The following is a 14,576-nucleotide window of genomic DNA, read 5'->3' as shown; positions in this document are numbered from 1 at the left end:
GTCCTTTCAGTGCTGGTAGCCGTAGACGCCGCGCGACTGGTCGCGCACGAGACGGCCCTGTTCGAGTTCGATGACACGCTTGCGCATCTGGTCGACGATCTGCTGATCGTGCGTCGCCATGATCACGGTGGTGCCGGTCCGGTTGATCCGGTCCAGCAGCTTCATGATCCCGACCGAGGTCGACGGGTCGAGGTTGCCGGTCGGCTCGTCCGCGATGAGCAGCGCCGGGCGGTTGACGAAGGCCCGGGCGATGGCCACGCGCTGCTGCTCACCGCCGGACAGCTCGCCGGGCATCCGGCCTTCCTTGCCGCCCAGTCCGACCAGCTCCAGGACCTGGGGGACGGCCTTGCGGATCTCGCCGCGGGGCTTGCCGATGACTTCCTGGGCGAAGGCCACGTTCTCCGCGACCGTCTTGTTCGGGAGCAGGCGGAAGTCCTGGAAGACGGTCCCCAGCTGGCGCCGCATGTGCGGGACCTTCCAGTTGGAGAGTCTGGCGAGGTCCTTGCCCAGTACGTGGACCTGCCCCTGGCTGGCCCGCTCCTCGCGCAGTATCAGCCGCAGGAAGGTGGACTTGCCGGAGCCGGAGGAGCCGACCAGGAAGACGAACTCGCCCTTGACGATCTCCAGGGAGACGTCCCTGAGTGCCGGCTGGCTCTGCTTCGGGTAGTACTTGGACACACTGTCGAATCGGATCACGGGTGCACCACGGTCGCCGGGAGTAGGTGAGCGTGACCATACGCGAATGGGCGCAGGCTAGGGACCCGGCATCCGGAGTTGTCCGTTATATCCCCCGGTGCGGGAGAGCTCGGATCGCGTTTGCCCGGACGGGCCGCGCCGAATGTCGTGGGAGCTGGCACAGTGGTAGGGGGAACGGACTGGTTCCCACTGCCGTTGTACATGGGGACGAGAGGAGGACAGCGCATGACATATGACCGGCTCGTGTGCGCTAACTGCGCCGCGCCCGTCAGTCAGGGCCGCTGCCCGGTGTGCCGGGCGAACAGGGAGCGCCTCCAGCAGGAGGACCGCCCCTTCGCCAACCTCAACCCCATGACGCTCATCGCGCTCATGGTGGTGCTCGTGGCGGCGCTCGCGCTGGTGGCGCACCAGGCTGCGTAGGCAGCCGCCTGGGCCCGTACGGCCCGCGGGGAGCCGCACGTACCGATCGAAGAAGCCCGGACCCCTTGCCAGGGGTCCGGGCTTCTCGGCTGTTCAGGGGCCTTAGGAGGCCTGCTCCTGCTGCTTGCGCCAGCGGATGCCGGCTTCCAGGAAGCCGTCGATCTCGCCGTCGAGCACCGCCTGCGGGTTGCCGACCTCGAACTCGGTCCGCAGGTCCTTGACCATCTGGTACGGGTGCAGGACGTAGGAGCGCATCTGGTTGCCCCAGGAGCTTCCGCCGTCCTTGAGGGCGTCCATCTTGTCCTTCTCCTCCTGGCGGCGCCGCTCCAGCAGCTTGGCCTGGAGGACGTTCATCGCGCTGGCCTTGTTCTGGATCTGCGAGCGCTCGTTCTGGCAGGAGACGACGATGCCGGTCGGGAGGTGCGTGATGCGCACGGCCGAGTCGGTCGTGTTGACGCCCTGGCCGCCGGGGCCCGAGGCGCGGTAGACGTCCACGCGCAGCTCGGTCTCGTCGATCTCGACGTGGTCGCTGGTCTCGACGACCGGCAGCACCTCGACGCCCGCGAAGGAGGTCTGGCGACGGCCCTGGTTGTCGAAGGGCGAGATCCGGACGAGGCGGTGCGTGCCCTGCTCGACCGAGAGGGTGCCGTAGGCGTACGGCGCCTTGACCACGAAGGTGGTCGACTTGATGCCGGCCTCTTCGGCGTACGAGGTCTCGTAGACCTCGGTCGGGTAGCCGTGCCGCTCGGCCCAGCGCAGATACATCCGCTGGAGGCGCTCGGCGAAATCGGAGGCGTCGACGCCACCGGCCTCGGCCCGGATGTTGACCAGGGCCTCGCGCTCGGAGTACTCACCGGACAGGAGGGTACGGACCTCCATCTCGGCCAGCGCCTTGCGGACCGAGACCAGCTCGGTCTCGGCCTCGGCCAGGGTGTCCGCGTCGTCCATCTCCTGGGCGAGGTCGAAGAGGACTTCGAGGTCGTCGATCCGACCGCGCAGGGTCTCGGTCTTGCGGACCTCGGCCTGGAGGTGCGAAAGCTTGCTCGTGATCTTCTGCGCGGCCTCCGGGTCGTCCCACAGGGACGGCACCGCGGCCTGCTCTTCGAGCACGGCGATCTCGGCCCTCAACTTGTCGAGGTCCAGGACGGCCTCGATCGACCCCATGGTCGAGGAGAGGGACTTCAGCTCTTCGGAAACATCGACGACTGCCACGGGTCCAGCGTAGCCGGTCCCCGGACGGACCCGTCCGGCCAGGCCGGATACCCCTCTACGAAGGGCGTCCCGAACGGGCGTACGCTCGGCGTATGACCGTCTTCCTCGTGATCCGCCGCCATGTGGACTACATGCGTGTCACGACGACGGGCTGTCTGCCGCCGGACCGAACCACAGCCTGATTTCCCCAGCTGATCGATTCGCCCCCGGTCCTGTACGCGGCTCGCGCGGCCCCGACGCCACCCCTGTCGGCGGCCCCCTCCCACCCGCTGTCCCCGCCACCTCTGGGGAACAGGACCACGTGACATCCGAAACGGAGCCGTCATGCCGTCCGCGCACCCGTCCCCTCTCTCCCTTCCCGCGACCCTCCCCGCCGCCCTCCCGGTCCTGGACCTCTCCCGGGCCGACGACCCCGCCGAGCGGGACGCCTTCCGCGCGGAGCTGCACGCCGCCGCCCGGGACACCGGTTTCCTGCACCTGACCGGACACGGGATCGGGGCCGACGAGAGCGCCCGCATCCTGGCCGTGACCCGCGCCTTCTTCGCGCTCCCCGAAGCCGACCGGCTCGCCGTGAGCAACCTGAACTCCCCCCACTTCCGGGGGTACACGCGGATCGGGCACGAGCTCACCGGCGGCGCCTCCGACTGGCGCGACCAGCTGGACGTGGGCGCGGAGCGGGCCGCACCGCCGGTGGGGCCCGGGGACCCGGCGTACCTGTGGCTGGAGGGGCCCAACCAGTGGCCCGCGGCCCTGCCCGAGCTGCGGACCGTGGTCCTGGAGTGGCAGTCCCGGCTGGCGGCGGTGGCCCACCGCCTCCTCCAGGAGCTGCTCGCGTCCATCGGCGCCCCGGCGGACTTCTTCGACGCGGCCTTCGCGGACCGCCCCCACCTGCACACCAAGCTGATCCGCTACCCCGGCTCCGCGCCGTCCGGGACGGACCAGGGGGTGGGGGCGCACAAGGACTACGGCTTCCTCACCCTCCTCCTCCAGGACGCGGTGGGCGGGCTCCAGGTCCGCCGCAGGGACGGCTTCCTGGACGTGCCGCCGCTGCCGGGGGCCTTCGTGGTGAACCTGGGCGAGCTGCTGGAGATCGCGACCCAGGGGTACCTGCGGGCCACCGACCACCGGGTGGTCAGCCCGCCGGGGGCGGTGGAGCGGTACTCGGTGCCGTTCTTCTACAACCCGCGGCTGGACTCCGTCGTCGAGACGGTCCCGGGCGACTACCTGCGGGCGGCGCCGGGGCTCGCGCAGGACGCGGCGAATCCGCTGCACGCGGAGTACGGGCGCAACGAGCTGAAGGGCTGGGTCCGCGCCCACCCGGAAGTGGCCCGCCGCTGGCACCCGTCGCTCCTGGCCGCCTGACCCTCCCACCGGGGGCGCCTCAATCGCCGGCGGGGCTGGTTCTTGCCGGCCCTAGCGGTCGGGTGCAGCACGAATAGGAGTCGAGGCGCCCCAGAGGGACGGACAAAACAAGAGCCGGGCCAAGTCGAGCCCCTCCCGGGGGCACCTCCCAGCGTTAGCTGGGGGAGATTGAGGCGCCCCCGGAGGGCGGGGCCGGCACCTGAACTCGTCCACCGGGGGCGGGCCCACTCCAGCCTCGCCGGCGATTGAGGCGCCCCCGGAGGGCAGAACGAGCGGCGCCAACGGCTACGGCCGGGACGGGACGGACTGCTTGCTGTCCTGGGCGGGCGCCGGGTCCTCGCCGGACGCGGCGAGCCAGCCGCCGACGGACACGGCCACCACCAACACGGCCCCGGCCAGGGACAGCATCAGCCGCCGCTTGCGCACGGTGTCGGCCCGGTGCCGCGCGGACCCCGGCCGGTGCCCGCCGGCGGGCCGCGGCACCCGGGCCGTCCCCAGCGCACCCCCGGCCAACTCGTCCGGCCCCGGCACCCGCATCGACGTGTGCGTGTCCCGGTTCGAGTCCGTCGCCGACCCCGGAACCAGCGGCACCACGCCCCGCCTGCGCACCGGATCGGCGGGGGCCGGGGCGGCCTCCTCGGGCTCCTCCTCCAGGTCGTCCGGCTCGTCGACGTCCAGCGGCGGCATCCCGCTCAGCAGGGGCAGCAGGTCCCGCAGCCGGGCGGACAGCTCGGAGGCCCTGAGCCGCGAGGCGGGGGCCTTGGCCAGGCACTGGACCATCAGCTGCCACAGCTCGTCGGGGATCCCCGGCAGCGGCACCACCGTCTCGGTGACGTGCCGCCGCAGCACCGCCCCCGGGTGCCCGCCGCCGAAGGGCGTGAACCCGGCGAGCAGCTCGTACAGGACGGTCGCGAGCGCGTATATGTCCACGGCGGCGCGCGGCGGCAGGCCCTCGACGATCTCGGGGGCGAGGTAGTCGGGCGTACCGATGATCCGGGTGGTCGGCGCCACGGCCCGGCTGCCGCCCGGCGGCGGCGCGGCCCGGCGCGGGGAGTCGATCAGCTTGGCGACGCCGAAGTCGGTGAGCAGCGCCGGGTGCGCCCCGCCCGGGCCGATCGGACCCTGCATGTCGAGCAGCACGTTCTCGGGCTTGACGTCGCGGTGCACCACCCCGGCCGCGTGCGCGGCGGCGAGCGCGTCCGCGACGTCGGCCACGATCGCGACCGCCGCCTCGGGGGCGAGCCGCCGTTCGCGGTCGAGCCGGGTCCGCAGGTCCGTACCGCGGACCAGGTCCATCACGAGTGCGAGGTCGTTGCCGTCCACGACGAGGTCGCGGACCGAGACGACGTGCGGATGCTCCAGGCCGAGCAGCGCGCTGCGCTCCTGGACGAATCGCCCCACCAGCTCCTGGTCGGACGCGAGGTCCTCACGGAGCAGCTTGACGGCGACGGGGCCCTCGGGCCCCTCGCCGAGCCATACCGTGCCCGCACTGCCGCGCCCAAGGATCTGGTGCGCGGTGTACCGGCTGCCGATCTTCCGTGCCACGACTGCTCCCTCAGCGGCTGGCGTACACACCAAAGCTACGCGGCCCCGTGGGGGTTGGAGGCCAGCAGGGGGCCCGATTCGCGGCGACCTTCACTTCTGTGGGCGAAATCGTGTCCTGGAAGTCGACAAATCCACGAACTCACCGCTAAGGAGCAGTCCTGGCGTCAGCCGGTGGAGCCTCCGCCGCCACCGCCGAGGTCGCCGACCCAGTTCTTCACCTCGGTACCCCAGGACCAGACCTGGTCCCACCAGCCCTTGCCGGTGCCCACCCATTCCTGGAGCGGGGTCAACTCCCAGACCAGCCAGCCCGCGACGAAGAGCAGGACCAGGGTGAACAGGCAGCCCTTGAGGCAGCCGAGCCCGGGGATCCGCATCGGGTTGGCACCGCGCCGGCGCGGCTCGCGCGGCTCGCGCGGGGCGGGCTGCTGGGGCTGGCGCGGCTGCTGGGCCGGCGCCCCGGCGTACGGCTGGGGCTGGTGCTGCGGCTGCTGCTGGCGCGGCTGCTGCTGGTACTGCGGCTGTTGCGGCTGCTGGGGTCGCTGCTGGTACTGGGGCTGCTGCGGCTGCTGGTACTGCTGCTGCTGCGGCTGCTGCCGGTACTGCTGGGGCTGGGGCTGGCGCTGTTGCGGCTGCTGGTACTGCTGCGGCGGTCCCTGCTGGTACTGCTGGGGCTGTTGCGGCTGCTGGTACTGCTGCTGCGGGGCCTGGCGTTGCGGCCTGCGGCGCAGCGGGTCGTCGGCCGGGTCGAGGTAGTGCATCTGGGTCTGCTCGTTGCGGTCCCGGGCGGCCCGCATCTGCGACTGCCACGGGTGCGGCTGGTCCGGCGCCTGTACGGGCGGCAGCACCGCGGTCGGGTCGGCCCCGGGCGCGTGCTGCGGGGCCGGCGGCATCGACTGCATGACGCTGGTGGCCGCGTTCGGGTCGTAGGCGCCCATGGGTCCGCTGACGGGCGGCAGCACCTGGGTCGGGTCGGCGGCGCCGGGGGTCTGCGGGACCGGAGCGGGCGCCGGGTCGGGCGCGAGCAGCGCGCCGACGCCGAGCGCGGCCTCGACCTCGGCCGCGGAGGAGTGCACGCCGATGCCCGCGGCGACCACGCGCAGCGCGCGGGCCAGGCTGACGGCGCTGGGCCGCAGGTCCGGCTCCTTGCTCAGGCAGCGCTCGATGACCGTCCACAGCGGCTCGGGCAGGGTCGAGGGGCGCTGCGGGTCCTCGCTGAGGTGGCGGTGCAGCACCTCCAGCGCGGTGCCGCCCGCGAACGGCGGACGGCCGGTGACCAGCTCGTACATCAAGATGCCCGCGCCGTAGATGTCGACGGCGGAGGTCTGCGGGCGGCCCTCGGCGGACTCGGGGGCGACGTAGGCGGGCGTGCCGACGAACTCGTGGGTGCGGGTGAGGCCCGGGGAGTCGGCGAGGCGCGCGATGCCGAAGTCGGTGAGCATCGGGCGCATCTGGCCGTCGCGCTCGTCGACCAGGACGTTCGCGGGCTTGAGGTCGCGGTGCACGACCCCGTCGGCGTGGCTGGCGGCGAGCGCGTCCGCGATCTGGGCGGTCAGCAGGCTCGCGGCGACCGGGGTGAACGGCCCGTTCTCCCGCAGGTACTTGTGCAGGTCGGGGCCGTCGATGAGGTCCATGACGAGCGCGAGCAGGTCGCCCTCGACGACGAGGTCGCGGGTACGGACGATGTTGGGGTGGGTCAGCCTCAGCAGGACGGAGCGCTCGCGCAGGAAGCGCATGACGACGTCCGGGTCGTGGGCCAGCTCCTCCTTGAGGACCTTGATGGCCACGGTCTCGCCGGGCTGTCCGGCGACCGCCGCCTCGGCGCCCGCGGCCTCGCGCTGGCGGGCGCGCCAGACGGTACCCGTGGCGCCGCGTCCGAGCGGCTCCTCGAGCAGGTATTTGCTGCCGACTGGCCGCACGTCTCGCGCTCCCCTGCTGTCGTCCTGCTGTCGTCTTCCGACTGTTGCTCTTCCCAGAGTTTTTCCGACCCACTCTAGGCGGTGTCCCGAGGGAAGACGCGGGGCGTCCAGCGATGGTTGCCGTACATATATACGAAGAGTGACATTTGCGGGGTATGCCCGTGGCGATTTTCCGCTGGTTGCTGTCCGTATCCGTTCGGGGTGTGGACGGACTCCCGATCGATCAAGATCACTTGTGGGTGGGTGTCGGGCGTGTTGTCGGTGACAGGTGCGAGGATGCACCCGTACGGAGTGGGGGGTCGGGAGCCCTCCTCTCCGGATGACCTGACCGGACGACGCGTCCGCGCCGGGTGGGGGGCCAACGGGCAGTCATGTCCCGCCGTTCCCCTGCCGGGCGCACGCAGCGCGCACCGCGCAGAAGGGACCGCTGACGGCGATGCAGATCCGGCTGACCGTCCTCGGGCCGCGCAGCGGCCACCAGATCGCGCCCGCGACGTGTGACGTCCTCGTCACCGCGCCCGTCGGCACCCCGCTGGCCGCGGTGGCCTCCGGGCTGGCGGCGACCGTGGCGGGCCCGGACACGGGGGGCGCGGTGGTCCTCTACGCCGGCGCGGAGCGGCTCGATCCGCAGCGCCGGGTACTGGGCGAGCCGCCCCTGGTCGACGGGGCCGTCCTGGCCCTGCACACCCCGGTCGCGGAGGCGCTGCCCGGTCCGGACGAGGGCCTCGGCGCGCCCCAGCTGCACGTGGTGGCGGGACCGGACGCGGGCGGCGTGCACCTGCTGCACCCCGGCTCGCTGCGGATCGGCCGCTCCGCGGACGCGGACGTACCGCTCGACGACCCCGACGTGTCCCGTCTGCACTGCGCGGTGACGGTCACGGAGGACGGCCGGGTGAGCGTCGCCGACCTCGACTCGACGAACGGCACCGCCCTGGACGGGATCCCGGTGGCGGGCTCCCCGGTCCGGCTGGCGCCGGGAGCGCTGCTGCGGGTCGGCGAGTCCACCCTGCGGCTGGCGGGCCCGGCCGCGCCCCCGCTCCCGCTGACCCCTGACCTCCAGGGCCACCTGGCCCTCCCGGCCCCGGCCGCCCCCGGCCCCGGCCCGGGCGACCCGCACCCCGGCCCCGAAGGCCCGGGCGCCGCGCACCACCCGGAGCACGCCCCGGCCCCCGCGTACGCCCCCGCCCCGATCCGGCCCCCCGCGGCCGGCCCGCGGACCGCCGTCGCGGGCGCGGGCCCGTACCCCGCCCGCGACGGCGCCCCCGGGAGGACCGGCGGGCACCCGGACACCACCGGAGCCGGACGCGCTCCGCACGCACCGCACGCCCCGCACTCCCGGTCCGACACCCCGGCCGGCGCCGCGCGCTCCGGCCACCCGGCCACCGCCTGGCCCCCCGCGGGCGGCTCCGACCCCGACACCGGCCCCGGCGCCCGCGCCGAGGACAGCACCGCAGCGGGCACCGGATCCGGCGTCCCGGCGGCCGCCCGGCGGCGCGGGATCGGGGCCTGGGCGCGCAAGTGGGTCGGCCGGGACGAGGAGGTCGAGGTCCCCGTCGAGATCCCCGTGGCCGCCGTCGCGGCCGGCGCGGAGCCGGCGGCGGACGACCCCGCCTCGTTGCTGCTGGCCGCGCTCGGTCCCACCGAACGGCTCTGGGGCCGCGGCCAGGGCCACCCCGAACGGCTCGTCGTCAACCTCGGCGCGGGCGCCCGCGTCCCGCTGCGCACCGCCGGGGCGCTCGGCCTGGCCGGTCCGCGCGCCCGGCTGACCGGGCTGGCCCGCTCCGTGGTCGCCCAGCTCGCCGCCCTGCACTCCCCCACCGCGCTGGAGATCGTGCTGATCGCCGCCGACCGGGCCCGCCCGCTGACCGAGCGGCGCGCGGACTGGGGCTGGCTCGGCTGGCTCCCGCACACCCGTCCCGCGCACGGCCAGGACTGCCGCCTGCTGCTCGCCTACGACCGGGACCAGGCGACCGCGCGGACCGGCGAGCTGACCCGGCGGCTCGACGGCTCCCCGCTCGGGACCAGCTGGGCCGCCGCCGACCGCCAGGCCGTGGCCGACGCCGCCCGCGCGTACGACGGCCCGCTCACCCTCGTCCTGCTCGACGGCGATCCCGGTCCCGGCCAGCTCCGCGACGTGACCGGCCGGCTCGCCTCGCACGGCCCGGCCGCCGGCATCCACGTCCTCGCCCTCGCCGACGCGCCGGCCGCCACCGCGGCCTCCCCCGTCGACGAGACGTACCGGGAGGCCTGCGCGAGCGCCCCGGCCTTCCGGGACTGCGGCGCCGTCGCCCTGCTCAGCGGTGACGTGGCCACGGTCGTGCGCAGCTTCCGCGTGCTGGGGGGCCGCCCGGTGGCGCCCGGGGAGAGCTCCGTCGCCGATGCCGTCTCCGCCGCGTGGGCCGAGCGGTTCGCCCGCGCCCTGGCCCCGCTGCGCACCGAGGGCGCCGGCGGCGAACCGGCGCGCCCGGCCAGCGCCGCCCTGCCCGCGACCGCCCGGCTGCTCGACGAGCTGGGCCTGGCCCGGGCCACCCCGGCTTCCCTGATGGCCCGTTGGGCGGCCGCCACCGACCAGGGGCAGGGCGTCGGCGGGCAGTTGGAGGTCGTCCTGGGCAGCGGCCGGGGCGGTCCGGTCGGGGCCGAGCTGGTCACCGACGGCCCGCACCTGCTGATCGAGGGGCCGGCGGGCAGCGGGCGCACGGAGCTGCTCCGCTCCGTCGCCGCCTCCCTGGCGGCCGCCGCCCGCCCGGACCGGCTCGGCCTGGTGCTGCTGGACGGGGCGGGCGGCGAGCGCGGGGACGGGCTGCTGCCCTGTACCGAGCTGCCGCACGTCTCCGCGCACCTGGTGGCCTCCGATCCGCTGCGCATGCGCGAGTTCGCCCAGGCCCTCGGCGCCGAACTCAAGCGCCGGCACGAGCTGTTGGAGGGGGTCCCGTTCGCCGAGTGGCACGCCCGGCGCGAGGTCGCCGACCGGCTGGTCGCGCCGCGCCGGCCGAGCGCCGGCGAGCTGCGCGGCGATCTGGACCCGCAGCGTTCGGGCACCCTGCGGCTGCGGGCGGCCGGTCCGCGCGCGGACGCGGGACCCGCTCCGCTGCCCCGCCTGGTGGTCCTGGTGGACGACTTCGACGCGCTCGTCGCGCCCGCCCTGGGCAGTACGGGCCGCCCGTCCGCCGGTTCGGTGGTGCGGGCCCTGGAGGCGGTGGCCCGGGAGGGCGCCCGGCTCGGCGTCCACCTCGTGGCGACCAGCGCGCGCCCGGACCGTACGGCCGACACCGAGCTGGCCCGGTCCTCGACCCTGCGGGTGGAGCTGGACGCGCCCGACCAGCCGGGCCCCGGCCGCGGGTCGCTGCGGCGGGCCGACGGACGGACCCTGCCCTTCCAGGCGGGCCGCGTGACCGGTCGGATCCCGCGGACCGCGACCCAGAGACCCACTGTGGTTCCGGTCGAGTGGGAGCGGATGGGGGATCCTCCGGCCCGCCGTCCGGTGCGCGAGCTGGGCAACGGCCCGACCGACCTCGCCCTGCTGGCCAGCGCCCTGGACCGGGCCTCCCACCTGGTCTCGGCCGTGCCCGTGCTGTTCCCGCCCGCCCCCTGAGGCCCCGCCGGCCCCGGGCGCGGCCCGGGGCGCGGGCGCCCGACGCGGTATTGCGGGGTGGCACGGCTCGGCGTAGACCTTGTGGTCCGGGACACACCATGGACATCGGGGGCAGAGCCATGCGCACGCACGGAACGGGCCGCACCACACGCACGCGCACCTGGACGGCGCTGGCCGCCGGGTGCGCGCTGGCACTGACCGCCTGCGGCGGCGGGGGCGACGGGAAGAAGGACACGGCCCCGAGTCCGGACAACGGGAGCACGCAGAGCGGTCCGCGGGTCCAGTTACCCTCCCTGGCCGGGGAGAAGCTGGAGGTCGCGGCGGTCTGGACGGGTCCGGAGCAGGAGAACTTCACCAAGGTCCTCAAGGAGTTCGAGAAGCGGACGGGTGCCACCGTCACCTTCGTTCCGGCGCAGGACCCGATCGTCACCTTCCTCGGTACGAAGGTCGCGGGCGGCCAGCCGCCGGACGTGGCGCTGCTGCCCCAGGTGGGGGCGCTGGTATCGGCCGTGACGAACAAGTGGGCGCAGCCGGTGGGTCCGGAGGCGCAGAAGCAGCTCGACCAGAACTACTCGGCGGGCTGGAAGGCGCTGGGCGCGGTCGGCGGGACCCAGTACGGCGTCTACTACAAGGCGGCCAACAAGTCGCTGGTCTGGTACAACGCGAAGGCGTTCAAGGCGGCGGGCGCGCAAGTACCCACGACGTGGGCGGCCTTCCTGGAGACCGCGGACACCCTGTCGGCCTCGGGCGTCCCGGCGGTCTCGGTGGGCGGCGCGGACGGCTGGACCCTCACGGACTGGTTCGAGAACATCTACCTCTCGCAGGCCGGTCCGCAGAAGTACGACCAGCTCGCCAAGCACGAGATCAAGTGGACGGACGACAGCGTCAAGCAGGCGCTGACCACCCTGGGCCAGCTATTCGGCCGCAAGGACTTCCTGGCGGGCGGTCAGACCGGCGCGCTGGCGACCGAGTTCCCCAAGTCCGTCACCCAGACCTTCACCGGCGGGGACCGGCCGGGCGCGGCGATGGTCTTCGAGGGCGACTTCGTGGCGGTGAACATCGCGCAGACGGAGGCCAAGGTGGGCACGGACGCCCTGGTGTTCCCCTTCCCCGCGGTCGGCGCGAAGGCCCCGGTGGTCTCGGGCGGTGACGTGGCGGTGGCGCTGAAGCCCTCGAAGGGCGCGCAGGCCCTGCTGACCTTCCTGGCGTCCGCGGACGCGGCGGAGATCCAGGCGAAGCTGGGTGGCTTCGTCTCGCCGAACCGCGGGGTGAACCCGGGCGCCTACCCCAACGAGATCCAGCGGGACATCGCCAAGAACCTGCTCGCGGCGGGCGACGACTTCCGCTTCGACATGTCCGACCAGGCTCCGGCGTCCTTCGGCGGGACTCCGGGGGCGGGCGAGTGGAAGGACCTCCAGGACTTCCTGGCGAACCCGGCCGACGTCGCGGGCGCACAGGCCAAACTGGAGGCCGACGCGGCCAAGGCCTTCGGGAACTGATCCCGGTGGCCCCCAAGACGGCTCCCCCCGGGGCCCCCGCCGGGGCGCGCACCCGCGCGGCCCGGCGGCACCGGCTGGTGGCGGGGGCGTTCCTGCTGCCCGCCCTGGTGCTGCTCGGCGCGCTCGTCGTGCACCCGATCGGCTACTCGCTCTACCGCAGCCTCTTCGACCGCACCGGCGACTCCTTCGTGGGCGCCGCGAACTTCCGGGAGATCCTGCACGACGACACCATCCGCACGGCGCTGGGCAACACCGCGCTGTGGGTGGTGCTGGCGCCGACGACGGCGACCGCGCTCGGCCTGATCTTCGCGGTGCTGACCGAACGGGTGCGCTGGGGCACGGCGTTCAAGCTGCTGGTCTTCATGCCGATGGCCATCTCGATGCTGGCGGCGGGCATCATCTTCCGGCTGGTGTACGAGGCGGACCCGGACCGCGGGGTGGCGAACGCGGTGTGGGTCGGGGTCCACGACACCTTCGCGCCCTCCTCGGCCTTCCCCAAGGCCCGGCCGGGCCGGGACTCGCCGCTGGTGGACGCGGGCGGCGGCGCGCTCGTCACCCGCGAACCGGTACGGGCGGGCACGCCGGCGCTCCTCCCGCTGGTCGGGGTGGCGCCGGACGACCTCCCGAAGGGCACCCGCCCGGCCGCGGCGGCCGCCGCCGAGCCGGGCCGGGTGACCGGGACCGCCTGGCAGGACTTCCGCCCCGGCGGGGGCGGTCGCACCAACACGCTCGACCCGGCCGAGTCGGGGTACGCGGGCATGCGGATCGAGGCGGTCAAGGACGGCAAGGTGGTGGAGTCGACCACGGCGGCGGGCGACGGCACCTTCTCCCTGTCCGCGAAGGCCGACGGGGCGCTGCTGCGGTTGCCCGCCTCGAACTTCGCGGCGCCGTACGCGGGCGTGCAGTGGCTGGGGCCGACGCTGGTCACCCCGGCCGTCATCGGCGCGTACGTGTGGATGTGGGCCGGTTTCGCGATGGTCCTGATCGGGGCCGGGCTGGCGTCCGTACCGCGGGAGCTGCTGGAGGCGGCCCGGGTGGACGGGGCGAACGAGTGGCAGGTCTTCCGGCGGATCACGGTGCCGCTGCTGGCGCCGGTGCTGGGCGTGGTGCTGGTGACCCTGGTCATCAACGTCATGAAGATCTTCGACCTGGTCTTCGTGATCGCGCCGGGCTCGGTGCAGGACGACGCGAACGTGCTCGCCCTCCAGCTCTACCGGACCTCCTTCGGCACGGACGCGAACCCGGGCCTCGGCAGTGCCATCGCGGTGCTGCTGCTGGTGCTCGTCCTCCCGGTCATGCTCTACAACATCCACCGGATGCGCCGGGAGGCCCGCCGATGACGACGCCCCCCACACCGACCCTCACGAGCCGGCTCGCGGCGCGCGCCGCGGGTGGTGCCGTGCGCGTGTTCCTGGTCCTCGCGGCCGCGTTCTGGCTGCTGCCGACCCTCGGGCTGCTGGTCTCCTCGCTCCTGGCGCCCGCCGATCTGAACAAGGCGGGCTGGTGGCAGGTGCTGACCGCGCCGTCCCGGCTGACCACCGCCAACTACGAGCGGCTGCTGTCCAACGACACCATCACCGGCTCGCTGCTGAGCACGGTGGCGATCACCGTCCCGGCCACCCTGTTGGTGCTCGTCCTGGGCGCCTTCGCCGGATACGCATTCGCCTGGCTGGAGTTCCCGGGCCGCGACGCGCTGTTCCTGGTGGTGGTCGCGCTGCTGGTGGTCCCCGTGCAGGTGGCGCTGATCCCGGTCTCCGAACTCTTCGGTTCCATCGGCCTGTTCGAGACCACGGCCGGGGTGGTGCTCTTCCACGCCGCCTTCGGGCTGCCCTTCGCGGTGTTCCTGCTGCGCAACTTCTTCGCGGAGATCCCGCGGGAGCTGCTGGAGGCGGCGCGCCTGGACGGGGCGGGCGAACTGCGGCTGTTCACAAGGGTGGTGCTGCCCCTGGGCGGTCCGGCGATCGCCTCGCTGGGCATCTTCCAGTTCCTGTGGGTGTGGAACGACATGTTGGTGGCGCTGGTCTTCGCGGACTCGGCGCACCCGCCGATCACGGTGGCGCTCCAGCAGCAGGTGCGGCAGTTCGGCAACAACATCGACGTCCTGGCGCCCGGCGCGTTCCTGTCGATGGTGATCCCGCTGGCCGTGTTCTTCGCCTTCCAGCGCCAGTTCGTGTCGGGGGTGATGGCGGGCGCGATCAAGTAGCGCCGGGCCACCGGGGCGCGTTCCGCGGCGCGAACCGCCGCGTTGACGTGCCGCGTTGACGCTGGGTAACCCGAATGCCACGGGTCGCGTAACCCGATCGCCACCCCGGGGGTTGCTGGGCAATATGCCCG

Annotated in this window: 10 protein-coding genes; 6 read left to right on the top strand and 4 right to left on the bottom strand. The window is 74.0% G+C overall.

Going from position 1 to position 14,576, the window contains the following annotated elements:
* Positions 1-6: 6 nt before the first annotated feature.
* Positions 7-696 carry a cell division ATP-binding protein FtsE gene (gene ftsE / locus ACIQWR_RS04415; protein WP_283448848.1) on the bottom strand — a complete coding sequence of 230 codons (690 nt, stop codon included), beginning with the start codon at positions 694-696 and terminating at the stop codon, positions 7-9.
* A gap of 225 nt (positions 697-921) precedes the next feature.
* On the opposite strand from ftsE, the gene ACIQWR_RS04410 reads away from it, so the two are divergent.
* Positions 922-1,116 carry a hypothetical protein gene (locus ACIQWR_RS04410; protein ID WP_283448847.1) on the top strand — a complete coding sequence of 65 codons (195 nt, stop codon included), beginning with the start codon at positions 922-924 and terminating at the stop codon, positions 1,114-1,116.
* 102 nt (positions 1,117-1,218) lie between these two features.
* On the opposite strand, the gene prfB is transcribed toward ACIQWR_RS04410, so the two are convergent.
* Complete coding sequence (gene prfB / locus ACIQWR_RS04405) at positions 1,219-2,328, bottom strand: peptide chain release factor 2 (RefSeq protein WP_404005089.1); 1,110 nt, start codon at positions 2,326-2,328, stop codon at positions 1,219-1,221.
* A gap of 324 nt (positions 2,329-2,652) precedes the next feature.
* Between prfB and ACIQWR_RS04400 the strand changes: the two genes are divergently transcribed.
* Entirely contained in the window at positions 2,653-3,690 is a 1,038-nt protein-coding gene (locus ACIQWR_RS04400; RefSeq protein ID WP_404005087.1) for an isopenicillin N synthase family dioxygenase, read from the top strand.
* A 285-nt stretch (positions 3,691-3,975) separates the two neighbouring features.
* On the opposite strand, the gene ACIQWR_RS04395 is transcribed toward ACIQWR_RS04400, so the two are convergent.
* Together ACIQWR_RS04395 and ACIQWR_RS04390 are read right to left on the bottom strand one after the other, a co-directional pair.
* Positions 3,976-5,235 carry a serine/threonine-protein kinase gene (locus tag ACIQWR_RS04395; RefSeq protein WP_404005085.1) on the bottom strand — a complete coding sequence of 420 codons (1,260 nt, stop codon included), beginning with the start codon at positions 5,233-5,235 and terminating at the stop codon, positions 3,976-3,978.
* A gap of 164 nt (positions 5,236-5,399) precedes the next feature.
* On the bottom strand, positions 5,400-7,151 hold the full coding sequence (locus ACIQWR_RS04390; RefSeq protein ID WP_404005084.1) for a serine/threonine-protein kinase: 1,752 nt from the start codon (positions 7,149-7,151) through the stop codon (positions 5,400-5,402).
* Between the two features lie 436 nt (positions 7,152-7,587).
* On the opposite strand from ACIQWR_RS04390, the gene ACIQWR_RS04385 reads away from it, so the two are divergent.
* The 4 genes from ACIQWR_RS04385 to ACIQWR_RS04370 all read left to right on the top strand — a co-directional run bounded on the left by ACIQWR_RS04385 (position 7,588) and on the right by ACIQWR_RS04370 (position 14,445).
* Positions 7,588-10,743: an FtsK/SpoIIIE domain-containing protein gene (locus ACIQWR_RS04385; RefSeq protein ID WP_404005083.1), complete on the top strand. Its 3,156-nt coding sequence runs from the start codon at positions 7,588-7,590 to the stop codon at positions 10,741-10,743.
* Positions 10,744-10,862: 119 nt separating this feature from the next.
* Positions 10,863-12,242: an ABC transporter substrate-binding protein gene (locus ACIQWR_RS04380; protein ID WP_404005082.1), complete on the top strand. Its 1,380-nt coding sequence runs from the start codon at positions 10,863-10,865 to the stop codon at positions 12,240-12,242.
* 5 nt (positions 12,243-12,247) lie between these two features.
* Entirely contained in the window at positions 12,248-13,582 is a 1,335-nt protein-coding gene (locus ACIQWR_RS04375; protein ID WP_404005081.1) for a carbohydrate ABC transporter permease, read from the top strand.
* Positions 13,579-14,445 carry a carbohydrate ABC transporter permease gene (locus ACIQWR_RS04370; RefSeq protein WP_404005080.1) on the top strand — a complete coding sequence of 289 codons (867 nt, stop codon included), beginning with the start codon at positions 13,579-13,581 and terminating at the stop codon, positions 14,443-14,445. Before ACIQWR_RS04375 ends, ACIQWR_RS04370 begins: the two co-directional genes overlap by 4 nt.
* Positions 14,446-14,576: the final 131 nt, after the last annotated feature.

This window comes from Streptomyces sp. NPDC098789 (assembly GCF_044759975.1).
Classification (GTDB): Bacteria; Actinomycetota; Actinomycetes; order Streptomycetales; family Streptomycetaceae; genus Streptomyces.
Note: the sequence above shows the minus strand (reverse complement) of the source record. Positions and strands in the feature narration are given on the sequence as shown.

What these genes read in the sequence shown, in the direction of transcription:
- ACIQWR_RS04410 (WP_283448847.1), top strand. Translation starts at nt 922, where the DNA reads ATGACATATGACCGGCTCGTGTGCGCTAACTGCGCCGCGCCCGTCAGT.
- ACIQWR_RS04400 (WP_404005087.1), top strand. Translation starts at nt 2,653, where the DNA reads ATGCCGTCCGCGCACCCGTCCCCTCTCTCCCTTCCCGCGACCCTCCCC.
- ACIQWR_RS04385 (WP_404005083.1), top strand. Translation starts at nt 7,588, where the DNA reads ATGCAGATCCGGCTGACCGTCCTCGGGCCGCGCAGCGGCCACCAGATC.
- ACIQWR_RS04380 (WP_404005082.1), top strand. Translation starts at nt 10,863, where the DNA reads ATGCGCACGCACGGAACGGGCCGCACCACACGCACGCGCACCTGGACG.
- ACIQWR_RS04370 (WP_404005080.1), top strand. Translation starts at nt 13,579, where the DNA reads ATGACGACGCCCCCCACACCGACCCTCACGAGCCGGCTCGCGGCGCGC.